This is a genomic window from Micromonospora ureilytica (assembly GCF_015751765.1).
GTDB lineage: Bacteria > Actinomycetota > Actinomycetes > Mycobacteriales > Micromonosporaceae > Micromonospora > Micromonospora ureilytica.
In genome coordinates, this window is record NZ_JADOTX010000001.1 from 5,146,008 (window position 1) to 5,164,891 (window position 18,884).

17 protein-coding genes are annotated in these 18,884 nt (G+C 69.5%); all 17 read right to left on the reverse strand.

Annotation, left to right across the window (positions count from 1 at the left end):
- Window positions 1-68: 68 nt before the first annotated feature.
- The 17 genes from nuoN to IW248_RS23530 all read right to left on the reverse strand — a co-directional run bounded on the left by nuoN (window position 69) and on the right by IW248_RS23530 (window position 18,836).
- Window positions 69-1,622 (reverse strand): NADH-quinone oxidoreductase subunit NuoN, encoded by a 1,554-nt coding sequence (gene nuoN / locus IW248_RS23450; RefSeq protein ID WP_124821334.1) that lies wholly within the window; start codon window positions 1,620-1,622, stop codon window positions 69-71.
- Window positions 1,619-3,151 (reverse strand): NADH-quinone oxidoreductase subunit M, encoded by a 1,533-nt coding sequence (locus IW248_RS23455; RefSeq protein ID WP_196928706.1) that lies wholly within the window; start codon window positions 3,149-3,151, stop codon window positions 1,619-1,621. The genes nuoN and IW248_RS23455 overlap by 4 nt, the downstream gene beginning before the upstream one ends.
- A 64-nt stretch (window positions 3,152-3,215) precedes the next feature.
- The gene (gene nuoL / locus IW248_RS23460; protein WP_196928707.1) at window positions 3,216-5,141 is read right to left on the reverse strand and encodes an NADH-quinone oxidoreductase subunit L; all 1,926 of its coding nucleotides are present in this window, start codon (window positions 5,139-5,141) and stop codon (window positions 3,216-3,218) included.
- 12 nt (window positions 5,142-5,153) lie between these two features.
- Window positions 5,154-5,453: an NADH-quinone oxidoreductase subunit NuoK gene (nuoK, locus tag IW248_RS23465; RefSeq protein WP_030486270.1), complete on the reverse strand. Its 300-nt coding sequence runs from the start codon at window positions 5,451-5,453 to the stop codon at window positions 5,154-5,156.
- A 57-nt stretch (window positions 5,454-5,510) separates the two neighbouring features.
- Window positions 5,511-6,281: an NADH-quinone oxidoreductase subunit J gene (locus tag IW248_RS23470; protein WP_124821337.1), complete on the reverse strand. Its 771-nt coding sequence runs from the start codon at window positions 6,279-6,281 to the stop codon at window positions 5,511-5,513.
- Window positions 6,278-6,919 carry an NADH-quinone oxidoreductase subunit NuoI gene (gene nuoI, locus IW248_RS23475; RefSeq protein ID WP_196928708.1) on the reverse strand — a complete coding sequence of 214 codons (642 nt, stop codon included), beginning with the start codon at window positions 6,917-6,919 and terminating at the stop codon, window positions 6,278-6,280. The genes IW248_RS23470 and nuoI overlap by 4 nt, the downstream gene beginning before the upstream one ends.
- Window position 6,920: 1 nt before the next feature.
- Window positions 6,921-8,273 carry an NADH-quinone oxidoreductase subunit NuoH gene (nuoH, locus tag IW248_RS23480; protein ID WP_196928709.1) on the reverse strand — a complete coding sequence of 451 codons (1,353 nt, stop codon included), beginning with the start codon at window positions 8,271-8,273 and terminating at the stop codon, window positions 6,921-6,923.
- Window positions 8,270-10,777 (reverse strand): NADH-quinone oxidoreductase subunit G, encoded by a 2,508-nt coding sequence (locus IW248_RS23485; protein ID WP_196928710.1) that lies wholly within the window; start codon window positions 10,775-10,777, stop codon window positions 8,270-8,272. The genes nuoH and IW248_RS23485 overlap by 4 nt, the downstream gene beginning before the upstream one ends.
- Window positions 10,777-12,093 (reverse strand): NADH-quinone oxidoreductase subunit NuoF, encoded by a 1,317-nt coding sequence (gene nuoF / locus IW248_RS23490; protein ID WP_196928711.1) that lies wholly within the window; start codon window positions 12,091-12,093, stop codon window positions 10,777-10,779. The genes IW248_RS23485 and nuoF overlap by 1 nt, the downstream gene beginning before the upstream one ends.
- The gene (nuoE, locus tag IW248_RS23495) at window positions 12,090-13,091 is read right to left on the reverse strand and encodes an NADH-quinone oxidoreductase subunit NuoE (RefSeq protein WP_196928712.1); all 1,002 of its coding nucleotides are present in this window, start codon (window positions 13,089-13,091) and stop codon (window positions 12,090-12,092) included. Before nuoE ends, nuoF begins: the two co-directional genes overlap by 4 nt.
- A 53-nt stretch (window positions 13,092-13,144) precedes the next feature.
- On the reverse strand, window positions 13,145-14,473 hold the full coding sequence (locus IW248_RS23500) for an NADH-quinone oxidoreductase subunit D (protein WP_196928713.1): 1,329 nt from the start codon (window positions 14,471-14,473) through the stop codon (window positions 13,145-13,147).
- Entirely contained in the window at window positions 14,470-15,207 is a 738-nt protein-coding gene (locus tag IW248_RS23505) for an NADH-quinone oxidoreductase subunit C (RefSeq protein WP_196928714.1), read from the reverse strand. The genes IW248_RS23500 and IW248_RS23505 overlap by 4 nt, the downstream gene beginning before the upstream one ends.
- Entirely contained in the window at window positions 15,204-15,881 is a 678-nt protein-coding gene (locus IW248_RS23510; protein ID WP_124821345.1) for a NuoB/complex I 20 kDa subunit family protein, read from the reverse strand. Before IW248_RS23510 ends, IW248_RS23505 begins: the two co-directional genes overlap by 4 nt.
- 14 nt (window positions 15,882-15,895) lie before the next feature.
- Window positions 15,896-16,261, reverse strand: a complete 366-nt coding sequence (locus IW248_RS23515) for an NADH-quinone oxidoreductase subunit A (RefSeq protein ID WP_007454588.1) — start codon at window positions 16,259-16,261, stop codon at window positions 15,896-15,898.
- A 135-nt stretch (window positions 16,262-16,396) separates the two neighbouring features.
- Window positions 16,397-17,674, reverse strand: coding sequence for a geranylgeranyl reductase family protein (locus tag IW248_RS23520; RefSeq protein ID WP_124821346.1), 1,278 nt, complete (start codon window positions 17,672-17,674; stop codon window positions 16,397-16,399).
- Window positions 17,675-17,813: 139 nt separating this feature from the next.
- A complete protein-coding gene (locus IW248_RS23525) occupies window positions 17,814-18,038 on the reverse strand; it encodes a hypothetical protein (RefSeq protein ID WP_124821347.1) in 225 nt (74 codons plus the stop codon).
- Window positions 18,039-18,125: 87 nt separating this feature from the next.
- Entirely contained in the window at window positions 18,126-18,836 is a 711-nt protein-coding gene (locus tag IW248_RS23530; protein WP_196928715.1) for a demethylmenaquinone methyltransferase, read from the reverse strand.
- Window positions 18,837-18,884: the final 48 nt, after the last annotated feature.

An 18,884-nucleotide genomic window follows, 5' to 3' on the forward strand; every position in this document is an offset into this window, starting at 1 on the left:
CGGGCCGGGGATACGCACCGGGGGCCGGCGCGTGAACACGCGCCGACCCCCGGTGATCGATCCTTCGGTTATCGAACGAATTCGGCTGCTCCGGTGGCCAGATCGAGCAGCGGCGCCGGGGCGACGCCCAACACCAGGGTCGCCAGCACACCGATCATCAGCGCCGCGGAGGTGAGCCCACCGGGCACGGTGACGGTCGGGGTGGACTCGCCCGGCTCGGAGAGCCACATCATCACCACGACCCGCAGGTACGGGAACGCGAGCACCATGCTGGTCAGCACACCGGCGATCACCAGCCAGGCCTGGCCACCCTCCAGCGCCGGCCCGAAGATGGCGAACTTGCTGGTGAAGCCGCTGGTCAGCGGGATACCGGCGAAGGCGAGCAGGATGAACGTGAACAGCGCGGCGAAGAACGGCGACCGCCGGCCCAGCCCGGCCCAGCGGGACAGGTGGGTGGCCTCGCCGTCCTCGTCGCGTACCAGGGTCACCACGGCGAACGCGGCCAGCACCGAGAAGCCGTAGGCGACCAGGTAGAACATCGTGCCGGCGAGCCCGTCACGGCTCGGCGCCAACACACCGACCAGCAGGTAGCCGGCGTTGGCGATCGAGGAGTACGCGAGCAGCCGCTTGATGTCGGTCTGGGTGACCGCCAGCACCGCACCCACCAGCATGGTCAGCACCGCCACCGCGCCGAGGACCGGGGTGAAGTCCCAGTTGGCGTCGGCGAACGCGACCTGGAAGACGCGCAGCAGGGCACCGAACGCGGCGACCTTGGTGCAGGCCGCCATCAACCCGGTGACCGGGGTCGGAGCGCCCTGGTAGACGTCCGGGGTCCACACGTGGAACGGGGCCGCCGCGGCCTTGAAGAGCAGACCGATGGCGAGCAGCGCCATGCCGGCGAAGAGCAGCACCGGGCTGGCCGGTGACTCGCTCACCGCCGCGTGGATGGTGGCGAAGTCGACGCCGGCCGAGCGGCCCGGCATGCCGGCGGTGAAGCCGTAGATCAGGGCCACGCCGAACAGGAAGAACGCGGAGGCGTACGCGCCGAGCAGGAAGTACTTCATCGCCGCCTCCTGGCTCAGCAGACGCCGGCGACGGGCCAGCGCGCAGAGCAGGTAGAGCGGCAGGGAGAAGACCTCCAGCGCGATGAACATGGTCAGCAGGTCGTTCGCCGCCACGAAGATCAGCATGCCGCCGATAGCGAACGTGGTGAGCGGGTAGACCTCGGTGAGGCCGTTGCGCCCCTCGGCCTGCCGCCGGTCGTCGGCCGACTCGGCGGTCACCGCAGCCTGGGCGACGAACGCCCCGCCCCGCTCGACCGAACGGTCACCGATCAGCAGCAGCGCCATCGCGGCCAGCACCAGGATCGCGCCCTGGAGGAAGAGCGTCGGCCCGTCGATCGCGAGGGACTGGCCGGCGGTGATGATCCGCTCGTCGGCGCTGAGGACCACCATGGTCAGTGCCGCGAGCACCGCCAGCAGCGCCAACGTCAGCTGCACCACGTGCCGCCAGCGCCGAGGCACCAGGGCCTCGACCAGCACGCCGAGCAACGCCGTGCCCAGCATGATCAGGATCGGAGCGATCGCCGCGTAGTCGATCGACGGCAGTTTCAACTCGGTCACTTTGCCGCCTCCTGGACGGTGCCCACCGACGGGGCCGGGTCGGTTCTGCCGATGTCGTCCATGGTCGCCTGGACGGCCGGGTTGATCACGTCAGTGACCGGCTTCGGGAAGAAGCCGAGCAGCACGATCAGCGCGATCAGCGGGGCGACCACGACCTTCTCACGCAGGTTGAGGTCCCGGCGCATGCCGTCGACCTCGGTCAACGCCGGGTTGAGGGTGCCCTGGGTGGTGCGCTGCACCATCCACAGCACGTACGCGGCGGCCAGGATGATACCGAGCGTGGCGATGACCGCTACCGGCTTGTTCACAGTGAAGGTGCCGATCAGCACCAGGAACTCGGAGATGAACGGCGCCGTACCCGGCAGCGCCAGCGAGGCGAGACCGGCGAAGAAGAGCACCCCGGCGAGCACCGGGACGAGCTTGCCAGCGCCACCGAAGTCGCTGATCAGCGACGAACCACGCCGGGAGATGAGCATGCCCACCACCAGGAACAGCAGGCCGGTGGCCAGCCCGTGGTTGAGCATGTAGAGCACCGCGCCGGTGCCGGCCTGGGTGGTGAAGGCGAAGATGCCCACCCCGATGAAGCCGAAGTGCGCGATCGAGGTGTACGACACCAGCCGCTTGAGGTCGTTCTGACCGACCGCCAGCAGCGCGGCGTAGACGATGCCGATCACGCCCAGCGCCAGCGCCCACGGCGCGAACCACTTCGACGCCTCGGGGAACAGCGGCAGGCAGTAGCGCAGGATGCCGAAGGTGCCGACCTTGTCCAGCACACCGACGAGCAGCGCCGCCGCGCCCGCCGGGGCGGCACCACCGGCGTCGGGCAGCCAGGTGTGGAACGGGAAGAACGGCGCCTTGATGGCGAACGCGAGGAAGAAGCCGAGGAACAGCCACCGCTCGGTGCCGCTGCTGATGTCGACCTGCGAGAGCGCCTGCCAGTCGAAGGTCTTGCCACCGACCACCCACAGGCCGATCACCGCGGCCAGCATGAACAGACCGCCGACGAGCGAGTAGAGGAAGAACTTCACCGCCGCGTACTGCCGCTGGTGGCCGCCGTAGCTGCCGATCAGGAAGTACATCGGGACCAGCATGACCTCGAAGAACACGTAGAACAGGAAGACGTCGGCGGCCGCGAAGACGCCGATCATCGTGCACTCGAGGACCAGCAGCAGCGCGAAGTAGACGGGCACCGACCGCTTCGACGACTCCGCGTCGTGCCACGACGCCAGGATCACCAGCGGCACCAGCACCGCGATCAGCATCAGCATGACCAGCGCGATGCCGTCGGCGGCGAAGGTGAAGCTGACACCCCAGTTCGGAATCCACGAGTACGACTCGCGGAACTGGAACCGGTCACCGCCGGCGTTGAAGCTAACCCACATCACCACCGAGAGCACCAGCACCAGCAGCGACCAGGCGAACGCCACCTGCTTGGCCAGCTCCGGGCGGTGGCGCGGCAGGAAGGCCACCACCAGGGCGCCCACCAGCGGCGCCACGGTGAGCACCGAGAGGAACGGGAAGTTGGACATTATGCGGCCTTACCTCCGTCGTCACTGCGTGGTCCGCCGGCGGGGGCGGCCGGGAACAGGTCGATCACGCCAACCACCCCGCCTGCACCGCCAGGAACGCCGCCATCACCAGCAGCGCACCGGCCAGGATCGAGGTGGCGTACGAGCGGACAAAGCCGGTCTGCATCCGACGGAGGCGACCCGAACCCCCGCCGACCGCGGCGGCGAGCCCGTTGACGAGCCCGTCGATGCCCCGGTTGTCGAGGTACACGAGCGCCCGGGTGAGGAAGATGCCCGGCTTCTCGAAGACCGCCTCGTTGACCGCGTCGGTGTAGAGGTTGCGCCGGGCGGCGGTGACCAGCACCCCGGCCGGCTGCGGCGCGGTGGCCGTACCGGCCCGGAACAGGAACCAGGCGAGCCCGGCGCCGAGCACGGTGACCAGCAGCGACAGCGTGGTGATCACGGCGTGCGAGAGGACCGCCTCGTGCTCGGCGTGCTCGCCGCCCAGCCCGGCGGTCTCGGTCAACCAGTCCGGAACGGACGTGGCGAGCAGGAAGCCGGCGCCGACCGACCCGACCGCCAGGAGGATCAGCGGGATGGTCATCAGCTTGGGCGACTCGTGCGGGTGCTCGATGTCCTCGGTCCACCGCTGCGGACCGTGGAAGGTGAGCACGAACAGCCGCGTCATGTAGAACGCGGTCAGCCCGGCGCCGAGCAGCGCCGCCCCGCCGAAGAGCCAGGCGGTCCAGTCGTCCCGCTCGAAGGCGGCCACGATGATCGGCTCCTTGGAGAAGAAGCCGGAGAACGGGAACATGCCGATGATGGCCAGCCAGCCCATCATGAAGGTCAGCCAGGTGATCTTCATGTACTTCGACAGCCCACCGAAGCGGCGGATGTCGACCTGGTCCTTCATTCCGTGCATGACCGAGCCGGCGCCCAGGAACATGTTGGCCTTGAAGAAGCCGTGCGCCAGCAGGTGCACGATGGCCAGCGCGTACGCCGCGCCGCCGAGGCCCACACCGAGGAACATGTAGCCGATCTGGCTCACCGTCGACCAGGCGAGCACCCGCTTGATGTCGTCCTTCGCCGCACCGATGATGCAGCCGATCAGCAGGGTGAGCGCGCCGACGCTGACCACAACGAGTTGCAGCGTCGAGTTGGCGGAGAAGATCGGGTTGGACCGGGCGATCAGGTAGACGCCCGCGGTGACCATGGTGGCGGCGTGGATGAGCGCCGACACCGGCGTCGGGCCCTCCATCGCGTCCGGCAACCACGCCTGGAGCGGGAACTGACCGGACTTACCGGCCGCGCCGAGCAGCAGCAAAAGGCCGAGGACCAGCACTGTGGTGCCGGTCAGCGCGCCGACACCGTTGAACACCTCGTCGTACTGGGTGGTGCCCAGGGTGGCGAACATGATGAAGATGCCGATGGCCAGGCCGGCGTCGCCGACCCGGTTCATCAGGAACGCCTTCTTGCCGGCGGTGGCCGCGCTCGGACGCTCCGTCCAGAAGGAGATCAGCAGGTACGACGCCAGACCGACGCCCTCCCAGCCGAAGTACAGCATCACGTAGTTGTTGCCAAGCACCAGCAGCAGCATCGCCGCGACGAACAGGTTGAAGTACGCGAAGAACCGACGACGGCCCGCGTCGTGCGACATGTACTCCACCGCGTACAGGTGGATCAGGAAACCCACCCCGGTGATCAGCAGTACGAAGACCGCGGCCAGCGGGTCGAAGAGCAGGCCGAAGTCGACCCGCAGATCGCCCACCGCGATGAAGTCCCAGAGGCTCAGCTCGACCGACTTGTTCTCCAGGCCACGCAGCTGGAAGAAGAAGCTCAGGCCGAGCACGAACGCGGCGCCGATGGCGCCGACGCCCAACCAGTGCCCCCAGCGGTCGGCCCGGCGGCCGAGCAGCAGCAGGATGGCCGCGCTGACCAGCGGGATCGCCACCAGCAGCCAGACGCCCCCGAGCAGCCCCGTGGCCTGGGCGTATTCCACAGTCTCTTCCACCGGTGGACCCCTCTAGTACTTGAGCAGGTTGGCGTCGTCGACACTCGCCGAGCGTCGCGTCCGGAAGATGGACATGATGATCGCGAGCCCGACCACGACCTCGGCCGCCGCCACCACCATCACGAAGAACGCCATGATCTGACCGTTCAGGTCACCGTTGATCCGGCTGAAGGTGACCAGCGTCAGGTTGGCCGCGTTGAGCATCAGCTCCACGCACATGAACAGCACGATCGCGTTGCGCCGGACGAGCACCCCGGCGGCGCCGATGGTGAACAGCACCGCCGCGAGCACCAGGTAGTAGTCAGGCGTCATGGCTGGACTCGCTTTCGTTCGCGACTGCGGGGCTCCGCTGCGCTGCACTCCTCGCGCTCACCGGTCCGTCCCCTTCAGCGTGGTCTCCTGCGCCGTCAACTCCCGCACCGGCAGGATGTCCGGCGTACTCCGCTCGGAGAGGCGGCCGTCCGGCAGTCGGGCCGGGGTGGCCACCGAGGACGAGGTCGCGAAGACACCGGGGCCCGGCTTGGGGCCGGGGTAGTTGCCCGGCGCGAAACGGGCCCGCATCGTCGACACCTGGTCGACCTTGTCCTGCTTACGACGCTCGATGTGCGCGAGCACCATGGCACCGACCGCCGCGGTGATCAGCAGCGCCGAGGTCAGCTCGAACGCGAAGACGTACTTGGTGAAGAGCAGTCGGGCGATGCCTTGGACGTTGCCCTCCGCGTTGGCCTGCTCCAGGCCGACCGCTGTGGTCCCCTGCAGCGCCCGGTAGAGCGCGCCGCCGACCAGGCCGGCGAAGCCCAGGCCCAGCACGATCGCGGCGACCCGCTGGCCGCGCAACGTCTCGATGAGCGAGTCGGTGGAATCCCGACCGACAAGCATCAGCACGAAGAGGAAGAGCATCATGATCGCGCCGGTGTAGACGATGATCTGCACCATGCCGATGAACGGCCCGGCCTGGAGCACGTAGAACACGCCCAGACAGAGCATGGTGAGCACCAGCCAGAGCGCGGAGTGCACCGCGTTGCGGGCGGCCACCATCCCGATCGCGCCGATGAGCGCGAGCGGGCCGAGGATCCAGAAGGTGACCTCCTCGCCACCGGACACCCCACCCGCCGCGGCCAGCACCGTAGACGTGGTCATGCCTTCTCTCCCTTGCCGGCCGCGACGCGCTGGGCGGCCTGCTCGGCGCCCGGGAACGTGACGCCGGGGTGCTCCTCGACCTGGTAGTGGCCGGGCCCCATCGGGGACTTCTCCGCACCGGCGGAGGTGCCCGGGTTGTCCAGCGCGCCGACGTAGTAGTCCTTCTCGCTGTCACCCAGCCGCATCGGGTGCGGCGGCTGCTCCATACCCTCGAGCAACGGCGCGAGCAGCTGCTCCTTGGTGAAGATCAGGTCCTGCCGGTTGTCCCGGGCCAGCTCGTACTCGTTGCTCATGGTGAGCGACCGGGTCGGGCAGGCCTCGATGCACAGCCCGCAGAAGATGCACCGGGCGTAGTTGATCTGGTAGACGCTGGCGTACCGCTCACCCGGCGAGAAGCGCTCCTCGTCGGTGTTGTCGCCACCCTCGACGTAGATCGCGTCCGCCGGGCAGGCCCAGGCGCACAGCTCGCAGCCGATGCACTTCTCCAGGCCGTCCGGATGCCGGTTGAGGATGTGCCGCCCGTGGTAGCGCGGCGCCGACACCGGCGGCTTGAACGGGTAGTCGGTAGTGACGACCTTCCTGAACATGTGCGAGAAGGTGACACCGAATCCCTTGAACGTTCCGGTGATCGCGCCCACGTCACACCTCCCTGGAGTCCGAGCCGGCAACGATGTTGGCCGGCTCCCGCTCGGCGACCACGCGCGTGATACGCGGGCTCGGTGGTACCTGAAGATCCATCGGTGGCAGCGGGAAGCTCCCGTGCGGCCGGTTGTCGACCTGTTCCTGCGTCGTCGGCTTCGACTTCGGGCGCCGGCTGGGCCAGAAGATCGAGGCGATCAGCAGGATGCCGGCCGGAATGCCGACGGCGATCACCTTGCCGCGGGTGTCCCAGTCCTCGATCGAGCGAAGGCCCGACAGGACCAGGATCCAGACCAGGTTGATCGGCAGCAGCACCTTCCAGCCGAGCCGCATGAACTGGTCGTACCGCAGCCGGGGCAGCGTGCCACGCAGCCACACGAAGACGAAGACCAGCGCGATCACCTTGCCGAAGAACCAGAGCATCGGCCACCAACCGGAGTTGGCGCCCTCCCAGATGGTGATCGGCCAGGGTGCCCGCCAACCGCCCAGGAACAGCGTGGTGGTGACCGCGGACATGGTCACCATCGCCACGTACTCGCTGAGCATGAAGAGCGCGAACTTCAACGAGCTGTACTCGGTCATGAAGCCCGCGACCAGCTCGGACTCGGCCTCGGGCAGGTCGAACGGCGCCCGGTTGGTCTCACCCACCGTGGCGATGAAGAAGATGATGAAGCTCGGCAGCAGCAGGATCGCGTACCAGCCCGGCGCCGGGATCGTCTGGCCGAAGATGCTCAGCTCGGTGCCGTCGCCCTGAGCGGCGACGATCCCGCTGGTGCTCATCGTGCCGGCGGTCATGAAGACCGCCACGATGCTCAGCCCCATGGCGACCTCGTAGGAGATCATCTGGGCGCTCGACCGGAGACCACCCAGCAGCGGGTACGTCGAGCCGGAGGCCCAACCACCCAGCACGATGCCGTAGACGCCCATCGAGGAGCAGGCGAGCAGCAGCAGCACCGCCACCGGCACGTCGGTGACCTGCAACGGCGTGTGGTGACCGAAGATGCTCACCATCGGGCCGAACGGCACCACCGACAGGGCGGTGACCGCGCAGATCACCGAGATGGTCGGGGCGAAGAAGTAGACGACCTTGTCGGCCGCCTTCGGCAGGATGTCCTCCTTGAAGGCCATCTTCAGGCCGTCGGCGAGGGTCTGCAGCAGGCCGAACGGGCCGACCTGGTTGGGGCCGGGCCGCACCTGCATGTAACCGACCACGCGCCGTTCGAACCAGACCCCGAGCAGGGTGGCCAGCAGACCGAAGGCGAACGCGAAGACAATCTTGCCGAGAACCAGCCACCACGGATCCCGGCCGAAGTCGGCAAGCGTCGGATCCTGGGCGAGGATTGACGAAGTCACTGGTTACCCCCAGAACTGAGGAGTGGACCCGGGAGACCGGTCTCGTCGGCCGCCACGCGCCCGGCCGGGATGGCCGTGCTCGGTGCGGGGACGGAGATCCGGACGACCGCGCCGGACGTCGCCCCGAGGCTGCGCCGCACGGTCGAGCCGGGTGAGTTGGTCGGCAGCCAGACCACGCCGTCCGGCATCTCGGTGAGTTCCGCCGGCAGGGTCAGCGCCCCCCGGTCGGTGCCGACAGTGACCGCGTCACCGTCGACCACACCGAGCGCCTCGGCGGTGCCCTTACCCAGCCGGACAACCGGCGGACGGGCGGTCCCGGCGAGGTTCTCGTCGCCCTCGGTCAGGGTGCCGAGGTCCACCAGCTGGTGCCAGGTGGCCAGCACGGCCTCCCCGGCCTTCGGCTCCGGCACACGGCCCGGCGCGACCGACGGCGCGGCCGGACGGGACATCCGCGTCGCCGGCAGCGTGCCCAGCTCGCGACGCACGCTCGGCACGTCGGCCGTGCCGAGGCGCACGTCGAGCAGCGCGGCCAGCGCGTCGAGCACCCGACCGTCGGTCATCGCCGCGGTGTTGAGCACCGCCTCGAACGGACGCAGCCGGCCCTCCCAGTCCAGGAAGCTGCCGGCCTTCTCGGCCACCGGGGCGACCGGCAGCACGACGTTCGCCCGCCGGGTCACCGCGCTGGCGCGCAGCTCGAGGCTGACCAGGAACGGCACCGCGTCCAGGGCGGACTCGGCCAGTCGCGGGTCGGCCAGGTCGGCCGGGTCGACACCGCCGACGACAAGTGCTCCGAGCTGCCCGTTGGCGGCCGCGGTCAGGATGCCGTCGGTGTCCCGACCGGCCTGGCTCGGGATCACCCCGGCCGGGATGTCCCACGCCTCACCAAGCTCGGCCCGGGCGGCCGGCTCGGTGACCAGGCGTCCACCGGGGAGCAGGTTGGGCAGGCAGCCCGCGTCGACCGCGCCGCGGTCACCCGCGCGCCGCGGCACCCAGGCCAGCTTCGCGCCGGTACGCCGAGCCACGTCGGCCGCGGCGGAGAGCCCACCCGGCACACTTGCCAACCGCTCGCCGACGATCAGGATCGCGCCCGGTGCGCTCAGCGCCTCGCTGACCGTGGCGTGCTCGGCGAGCACGCTGGCCTCCTCGCCCGGCACCACCCGGGCCAGCTTGGCACCGAGCTTCTCCAGGCCACGGGTGGCGAAGGGCGCCAGCGCGTACACCGTCAGGGTCTTCTTCAGGTACGCCTTGCGCAGCCGCAGGAAGAGGATGGGGCACTCCTCCTCGGGCTCCAGGCCGACAAGCACCACCGCCGGCGCGTTCTCCACGTCGGTGTAGGTGACGTCGGTGACCCCGGCGACCGAGCTGGCCAGGAAGTCGGCCTCCTCGCGGGAGACCGGCCGGGCCCGGAAGTCGATGTCGTTGGTGTTCAACGCGACCCGGGCGAACTTGGCGTACGCGTACGCGTCCTCCACGGTCAACCGACCGCCGGTGAGCACCGCCGTGCCCTGCTGGCTCTCCCGAGCGGCGTGCAGCCCCTCGGCGGCGACGGTGAGCGCCTCGCTCCAGGACGCCTCGCGCAGCTCACCGGTGTGCTCGTCGCGGACCAGCGGAGTGGTCAGCCGCTCGGCGGCCCGGGTGTACTGGAAGCCCCAGCGGCCCTTGTCGCAGTTCCACTCCTCGTTCACCGCCGGCTCGTCGCCGGCCAGCCGGCGCAGCACCTTGCCGCGCCGCCAGTCGGTGCGCTGCCCGCAGCCGGCCGAGCAGTGCTCGCAGACGCTCGGGCTGGAGACCAGGTCGAACGGGCGGGCGCGGAAGCGGTACTGGGCACCGGTCAGCGCACCCACCGGGCAGATCTGAACGGTGTTGCCGGAGAAGTAGGAGTTGAACGGGACATCCCCCGCGTCGCCCTCTTCGCCGTACGCGTCGTCCCGGTAGATGTTGATCTCCTCGGCGGACGACCGGCCCATCAGGTCGATGAACTTGTCGCCGGCGATCTCATCGGAGAACCGGGTGCACCGCTGGCAGAGCACGCACCGCTCGCGGTCCAGCAGCACCTGGCTGCTGATCGCCATCGGCTTCTCGTACTCCCGCTTGTGCTCGTGGAAGCGCGAGTCGGTGCGGCCGGTGGACATCGCCTGGTTCTGGAGCGGGCACTCACCGCCCTTGTCGCACATCGGGCAGTCCAGCGGGTGGTTGAGCAGCAGCAGCTCCATCACCCCCTCCTGCGCCTTCTTGGCCACCGGGGAGGTGATCTGGGTACGCACGACCATGCCGTCGGCGACGGTCTGGGTGCAGGAGGCGACAGGCTTGCGCTGCCCCTCCACCTCGACCAGGCACTGGCGGCACGCGCCGGCCGGGGCCAGCAGCGGGTGGTCGCAGAACCGGGGGATCTCGGTGCCCATCTGCTCGGCGACCCGGATCAGCAGCGTCCCCTTGGGGGCGGTGACCTCGACGCCGTCGATGGTGAGGGTGACGGTCTCGGTCTGCTTGGCTACGTCGGTCATTAGTGCGCCCCTACCAGGGTCTTCTCCGACAGCTTGGGTGCGGTCCGACCCTCGATGTAGTCGAGGTAGTCCTGCTTGAAGTACTTCAGCGAGGAGGTCACCGAGCTGGTCGCGCCGTCACCCAGACCGCAGAACGAGCGGCCGAGGATGTTGTCGCAGGTGTCCAGCAGGGTGTCCAGGTCTTCGTGGGTGCCCTGACCGGCGAGGATCCGCCGGTAGACCCGGACCATCCAGTAGTTGCCCTCGCGGCACGGGGTGCACTTGCCGCACGACTCGTGGTGGTAGAACTCCAGCCACCGGTACGTCGCGTAGACCGGGCAGTCCTGGTCGGAGAAGATCTGCGTGGCAGTGGTGCCGAGGATCGAGCCGGCCGCCGCCACCCCCTCGAAGTCCAGTGGCACGTCCAGGTGCTCGGCGGCGAGCAACGGGGTGGACGAGCCGCCCGGGGTCCAGAACCGCAGGTTGTGGCCGGGCTGCATGCCACCGGCCAGCTCCAGCAGCTCGCGCAGCGTGACACCCATCGAGCACTCGTACTGGCCCGGATTGGCCACCCGACCGGAGAGCGAGTAGATCATCGGCCCGGAGGACTTCTCGGTGCCCATGCTCTTCCACCAGTCGGCCCCACCGAGCACGATCGGCGGGACGCTGGCGATGGTGCCGACGTTGTTCACCACAGTCGGGCTCGCGTACAGGCCGTGGGTGGCCGGGAACGGTGGGCGCAGCCGGGGCTGACCCCGGAACCCCTCCAGCGAGTCCAGCAGCGCCGTCTCCTCGCCGCAGATGTACGCCCCGGCGCCGGAGTGCACCACCAGCTCCAGGTCGTAGCCGCTGCGCAGGATGTTCCGGCCCAGGTAGCCCTTGTCGTACGCCTCCTGGACCGCGCTGCGCAGCCGACGCGCGGCGTGCACCGCCTCGCCCCGGATGTAGATGTAGGCGCGGGCGGCCCGGATCGCGTACGACGCGATGATCACGCCTTCGACCAGCGCGTGCGGGTCGTGGGTCATCAACGGCAGGTCCTTGCAGGTGCCCGGCTCGCCCTCGTCGGCGTTGACCACCAGGTAGTGCGGCTTACCGTCGCCCTGCGGAATGAAGCCCCACTTGAGGCCGGTGGGGAAGCCGGCGCCACCTCGGCCGCGCAGCCCGGAGTCCTTGATCAGCTGGATCAGGTCGTCCGGGTGGGCCTTGAGCGCCTTGCGCAGCGCGGCGTAGCCGTCCAGCTGCTCGTACGTGCCGATCCGCCAGGCATCCGGCGACAGCCAGCGCTTGGTCAGCACCGGCGTCAGCTTGGCCAGCGTCTCCGGGCGGGGAGTGGTCACTTCTGGGCCCCCGTTTCGTTCGCGTCCGCCCGTCCGGCGCCGTCGGCGTCCGTCCCAGCCTTCGCTTCGGTGAGGTTGCGCTCCTGCGCCCCGGCCTCGTCGCCGGCGGGCTTGCGGTCGCCAGCGGGCTCGTTGGCCGCAACACCGGCGGCCGCCGCCTTCTGCGCGTCACGCGGTTCCGGCGGCGAGGTCTCCGCGGGAATTTTTGCGGACGCCCCGTCGCCACCCTTGACCGGTGCCGCGCTGGCCTCGACGGGCGCCGGCTTGGTGGCCTCCGCCTTCGCCTTCGCCTCGGCGGCGGCCTTGTCGGCCTCGGCCTTGCTGCGGATCGGGGTGTTCGGGTCGAAGCCCGGCACCGAGACGCCGTGCTGCTGGGCCAGCCGCAGCCCGCGCAGGGTGGGCTCGCCCGGTCCGCCGTCGGCCACCGCACCGTCGCGCTCGTCGGCGAAACCGGCGAGCTGCACCGCCATCTCCTTGAGGGTGCAGAGCCGGGCGCCCCGGGTCGGCATCGGCCGGCCACCGGCCCGCAGCTCGTCCACCACACCGACAGCCGTGGAGGCGTCCACACCATCGAAGAAGTCGTAGTTGACGGTCATCACCGGGCCGTAGTCGCACGCCGCCAGGCACTCGGCGTGCTCCAGCGTGATCGTGCCGTCGGCGGTGGTCTCGTCGTGCCCGACGCCCAGGTGCTCGGCGAGGGTGTCGTAGACCTCCTGGCCACCGAGCACATTGCACATCGTGTTGGTGCAGACGCTCACCAGGAAGTCACCCGTCGGCTTGCGCTTGTACATCGTGTAGAAGGTGGCCACCGCGCCGACCTGGGCCTTGTTCAGCCCCAGCACCTCGGCGCAGAACGCGACCCCGGCCGGGGAGACGTACCCCTCTTCGGCCTGCACCAGGTGCAGCAGCGGCAGCAACGCCGAGCGGGACCGGTCCGCCGGGTAACGGGCGATGATCTCGCGCGCCCGCTCCCGGGTCTCATCAGTGAAAACACTCATCGGCGTCGCCTTCCCGTTCGCGACTGCGGGGCTCGCAAGCTCACTCCTCGCGCTCACCTGTCACAACCCCCCATGACCGGGTCCAACGAGGCGCCGCCGGCGATCACGTCGGCGATCAGGCCGCCCTCGGCCATCGCCGGGAGGGCCTGCAGGTTGACGAAGCTCGGCTCCCGGTAGTGCACCCGGTAGGGCCGGGTGCCGCCGTCGGACACCGCGTGTACGCCCAGCTCGCCGCGGGGCGCCTCGATGGCGACGTACACCTGGCCGGGCGGGACCCGGAAGCCCTCGGTCACCAGCTTGAAGTGGTGGATCAGCGACTCCATCGACTGACCCATGATCTTCGCGACGTGCTCCAGCGAGTTGCCCATGCCGTCCACGCCGATGGCCAGCTGCGCCGGCCAAGCGATCTTGCGGTCGGCGACCATCACCGGGCCCGGGCGGAGCCGGTCAAGTGCCTGCTCGACCAGCTTCATCGACTCCCGGATCTCGGCGAGCCGGACCAGGTAGCGACCCCACACGTCACCGTCGGGGTGGGTCGGCACGTCGAACTCGTACGTCTCGTAGCCGCAGTACGGCATGGTCTTGCGCAGGTCCCAGGCGAGGCCGGCGGAGCGCAGCACCGGGCCGGTGATGCCGAGGGCCACGCAGCCGGTGACGTCCAGCACCGCGACGCCCTTCGTCCGCTCGGTCCAGATCGGCTGGCCGGAGAGCAGGTCCTCGTACTCCTTGAGCTTCTTCGGCATCATCTTGAGGAACTCGCGGATCTTGACGATCGCCTCGTCCGGCACGTCCTGCGCCACACCGCCCGGCCGGACGTACGCGTGGTTCATCCGCAGACCGGTGATGGTCTCGAAGATGTCGAGGATGTACTCCCGCTCGCGGAAGCCGTACAGCATGATCGAGATCGCGCCCAGCTCCATGCCGGTGGTGGCCAGCCAGACCAGGTGCGACGAGATCCGGTTGAGCTCCATCATCAGCACGCGGATCGTGGTGGCCCGCTCGGTGATGTCGTCGGTGATGCCGAGCAGCTTCTCGACCGCGAGGGCGTACGCCGTCTCGTTGAAGATCGGGGCGAGGTAGTCCATCCGGGTCACGAACGTCGAACCCTGGACCCAGTTGCGGTATTCGAGGTTCTTCTCGATGCCGGTGTGCAGGTAGCCGACGACCGAGCGGGCCTCGCGGACCGTCTCGCCCTCCAGCTCCAGGATCAGCCGCAGCACCCCGTGCGTGGACGGGTGCTGCGGACCCATGTTGACGATGATCCGCTCGTCGTTGATCGGGTCGGTGCCCGCGACGATCGTGTCCCAGTCTCCACCGGTGACGGTGAAGACCCGCCCCTCGTCGGTCTCGTGCTCGCTGGCGTAGTTCGACGTAGCGCTCACTGGTACGACCTCCGCTCGTTCGGCGGCTGGATCTCCGCGCCCTTGTACTCGACGGGGACGCCGCCGAGCGGGTAGTCCTTGCGCTGCGGGTGGCCCTCCCAGTCGTCTGGCATCAGGATCCGGGTCAGGCTGGGGTGGCCGTCGAAGACGATGCCGAACATGTCGTACGCCTCCCGCTCCTGCCAGTCGGCGGTCGGGTAGATGGCGGTCACGCTCGGCAGGTTCGGGGCCTCGACGGAGACCGCGGCCTCCAGCCGGACCCGCCGCCGGTACGTCATCGAGGTGAGCAGGTAGACCACGTGCAGGCGGCGTTCGTCGGCGCCCAGGTAGTCCGCACCGGACACCGAGGAACACAGCTCGAAGCGCAGCGCCAGGTCGTCCCGCATCACCTGGCAGACCTCGGCGATGCGCTCCGGGCGTACGTGCAGGGTCAGCTCACCCCGGTCGACCACGACCTTCTCGATCGCGTCGCCGAAGGCCGGGTACGCCTCCTCCAGCGCGTCACGGACCTCGTCGAAGTAGCCCCCGTACGGCCGGGACGCCTCCTCGATGGGCTGGCGCTGGCGGACCAGGCCGCCGTAACCGGACACGTCGCCGGTGCCCTGGTTGCCGAACATCCCGCGACCGGCCGGGCTGGACGGCGGGAGCTCGGCGGGGGCACCACTTGTGGCGCCGGCCGGCACCACCGGCAGCGGTACGCCGCCGTCGTTTGGCTTGTCCGTGGGTGACGTCATTTCGGGCCTGCCTGCGGGTGGAGGTGGTTCTGAGCGTTCATCCAGTTCTCGATACGCAGCTGCTCCTCGCGGCCCTCGCGGACCGCCCGGGTCCACTCGGCGCGGCGGGCCTTGTCGCTGCGGTACGAGGAGGGCATCGAGCCGTAGGGAACGATCGGAACGTCGCCACGCTCCTGGCGGGCGGCGAGCATCTTGCGACCGTTCGGGCCCAGCGGCTCGTACATGATCTTCTCGCGGAGCTTGAGGATCGCGTCGATGAGCATCTCCGGCCGGGGCGGACAGCCGGGCAGGTACATGTCGACAGGCACCACGTGGTCGACGCCCTGCACGATCGCGTAGTTGTTGAACATGCCGCCGCTGCTGGCGCAGACGCCCATCGAGAGCACCCAGCGCGGCTCGGCCATCTGGTCGTAGATCTGGCGCAGCACCGGGGCCATCTTCTGACTCACCCGGCCGGCCACGATCATCAGGTCGGCCTGCCGGGGCGACGCCCGGAAGACCTCCATGCCCCAGCGGCCCATGTCGTAGTGCGGACCACCGGCGGCCATCATCTCGATGGCGCAGCAGGCCAGGCCGAAGGTGGCGCCCCACACGGACGACTTCCGAGACCAGTTGACCAGCTTCTCCACCGAGGTGAGCAGGACGCCGGCGGGAAGCTTCTCCTCGATGCCCATCTGACGTTCCTTCCTCAGTCCCAGTCCAGGCCGCCGCGCCGCCACACGTAGGCGTACGCAACGAAGACCGCGACGATGAACAGGACCATCTCCACGAAGCCGAAGATCGGCAGAGCGTCGAACGAGACCGCCCAGGGGTAGAGGAAGATGATCTCGATGTCGAAGACGATGAAGAGCATCGCCGTCAGGTAGAACTTGATCGGGAACCGCCCGCCGCCGACCGGCTGTGGGCTGGGCTCGATGCCGCACTCGTAAGCCTCGAGTTTGGCCTTGTTGTAGCGACGGGGACCGGCGAAGCGGGCGGCGCCAACGGAAAACAGCGAGAACGCCGCGGCGAGGGCGAACAGCCCGATGATCGGTGCGTAAGGCGAGAGCGACATCGTTTTCTCCTGCTCGTCCTTCCCTGCCCTCGGTGCTTGACGAAAATCACACTATTCACGTCCCTCGCAGTGGCAGTCGGCGGGGGTCGATCTTTGTCAGCGTCGGGGCCGTGACCAGCGCCGATGCCGTCCTACTTATACGGCTGGGGCGGCCTTCGTCATCGCGTTGATGACCCGATCCATCGCGTCCCCGCCACGCGGGTCGGTCAGGTTGGCCAACAGCTTGAGGACGAAACGCATCAGCGTCGGGTGCGGCATGCCGTGTTTGGTGGCGATCCGCATGATCTCGGGGCGGCCGATCAGTTTCACGAAGATGCCGCCCAACCGGTAGTAGCCGCCGAGCCGGGCCTTCAGCTCGTTCGGGTACGCCATCAGCGCGCGCTCGCGTTCCGGGCCGGCCGGCCGGGCGAGGGCCTGGACCATGGCCTCCGCGGCCAGTTCGCCGGACTCCATCGCGTACGCGATGCCCTCGCCGTTGAACGGGTTGACCATGCCGCCCGAGTCGCCGACCAGCAGCACGCCCCGCGTGTAGTGGGGCACCCGGTTGAAGCCCATCGGCAGCGCGGCACCGAGGATCGGACCGTCGGCGTTGGTCTCGTCGGTCATCCCCCAGTCTTCCGGGGTGTTGGCGAGCCAGTCGGTGAGCAGCCGGCGGTAGTTGGTCTTGCCGAACGCCGACGACGAGTTGAGCACGCCGAGGCCGACGTTGACCCGGCCGTCACCGAGGCCGAAGATCCAGCCGTACCCGGGCAGCAGGTTGTCGCCGCTGTCCTTGCTGCGCAGCTCCAGCCAGGACTCCAGGTAGTTGTCGTCGGCCTTGGCCGGTGAGCGGTAGTAGCGGCGGACGGCCACGCCGATCGGCCGGTCCTCCCGCTTGGCCAGCCCGAGCGCTAGCGGGAACCGGCCGGAGACGCCGTCCGCCGCGACGACGAGCGGGGCGTGGAAGGTGGTGGGCTCCTTGTCCGGCCCGACCTCCGCCTCGACGCCTGTCACGCGACCGTCGCCGTCGAGCACCGGGCCCAGCACGTTGACGCTGGTCCGCAGCTTCGCGCCGGCGGCCACCGCACGCTGGGCGAGCAGGTCGTCGAAGTCCAGACGCGTGCGCACCAGACCGTAGTTGGGGAAGCTGGCCAGCTCCGGCCAGTCCAGTTCGAGGCGCACCCCGCCGCCGATGACCCGCAGACCCCGGTTGTGCAGCCAGCCAGCCTCGGGCGAGGTGTCCACACCCATCCGGATGAGCTGGCGCACCGCGCGCGGGGTCAACCCGTCGCCGCAGACCTTCTCCCGGGGGAACTCGGTCTTCTCCAACAACAGCACCCGTACGCCGTGCCGGGCCAGGTGGTACGCAGTCGCTGATCCACCGGGACCGGCGCCCACGACAATGACGTCGGCGTCGTGTTCCACCGCGGTCATTCGCGCCTCCTCCCGCACGCTCGTGAAATGCTTCACAAGCCAGACGGGACGAGTGTATGACCGGCGTCATACCAGCGCAGGATCAGGGGTACCTAACTCGCCGATGTGACAGCCGATGACCGTCCACAGCGGTCGGGTGTCAGGCCGGGCTGGAGGCGTCCAGGCCCGCGTCGACCCGGATCGTCTCCGGCAGATGTTCGCGGAGCGCCCCACCCGCAGCCCGGTCCAGTGCGGCCAACACCTCGGCGACCACCTGCCGGACCTCCACCGGGTCGGCCCCGGCCAACTGGCGCAACTGGGCGATGAGTTCGGCCGCGTCGTCGTCGGTGGCGGCCACCGGGTCCGCCGGGTCTGCTCCGGTCATGCGCTCGAGCGTACCGGGCAAAGTGGACTAAAAGCCGATATTGCCGGAACCTGAATAATGTCCGTGCCGCTTGATGCGGTCCGTCAGCTACTCGCGGATCCCCCGGTGCAGGGCCACCACGCCGCCGGTCAGGTTGCGCCACGCCACACGTCCCCACCCGGCCGCGGCCACCCGCCCGGCCAGCGCGGACTGCGCCGGCCAGGCCCGGACCGACTCGGCGAGATAGACGTACGCCTCGGGGTTGCTCGACACCGTGCGGGCCACCGCCGGCAGCGACCGCATCAGGTACGACAGGTAGACCGTCCGGAAGACCGGGTTGACCGGGGTGCTGAACTCGCAGACCACCAACCGGCCACCCGACCGGGTCACCCGGGCCAGCTCACGCAGCGCCGCGTCGGTGTCGTTGACGTTGCGCAGCGCAAAGGAGATGGTCACCGCGTCGAAGCTGGCGTCGGCGAACGGCAGGCGCAGCGCGTCTCCCGCCAGCAGCGGCACCTCGGGCCGGGCCCGCTTGCCGGTGTGCAGCATGCCCAGCGACAGGTCGACCCCGACCGCGTACGCCCCGGACTGGGCCAGCTCGCGCGTCGAGACACCGGTGCCCGCGCCCACGTCCAGCACCCGCTCGCCCGGCCGGAGCCCGAGCGCCGCCCGGGTGGCCCGGCGCCAGGAGCGGTCCTGACCCATCGAGATCACCGTGTTGGTCAGGTCGTAACGCTCTGCCACGCCGTCGAACATCGCGGCGACCTCGTGCGGCTGCTTGTCCAGACTGGCGCGCTGGCCCTGCGGGGTACGGCTCACCCCTCCACTCTGCCAGCCGCCCGCCAAGCGACGCTCGCTGGGTGGGCG